This is a genomic window from Micromonospora sp. HK10, from assembly GCF_000982955.1.
In the GTDB taxonomy this organism is placed as follows: Bacteria; Actinomycetota; Actinomycetes; order Mycobacteriales; family Micromonosporaceae; genus Micromonospora.
In genome coordinates this window covers 1-218 of the sequence record NZ_KQ058688.1, presented here as the reverse complement: position 1 = coordinate 218, position 218 = coordinate 1, and the positions used below count along the sequence as shown (strand labels likewise).

The 218-nt window shown below is 77.1% G+C and carries 1 protein-coding gene; it reads left to right on the top strand.

Translation table 11 applies throughout. The features are described from left to right. Positions 1 to 70: 70 nt before the first annotated feature. Positions 71 to 218: MBL fold metallo-hydrolase (locus tag LQ51_RS32640; protein WP_046563294.1), on the top strand; the 148-nt coding region annotated here is incomplete at its 3' end.

The window sequence follows — 218 nt, the reverse complement described above, 5'->3', positions numbered from 1 at the left end:
GGGTTGCCCGGCGGGTGGCGACGCGGCCGGATACGGTGGCAGGCGTGACCGAGCCGGTGCGGGTGTCGACGTGGTCGAGCTGACCTGGTACGGGCACAGCACCGTGTGGCTCGAGGACGCGGGCACCCGGCTGCTGACCGATCCGCTGTTGCGAAACCGGCTGGCCCACCTGCGCCGCCGCCGTGGGCCGGCCCCGCGGCTGCCGGGCGCCCCGGACG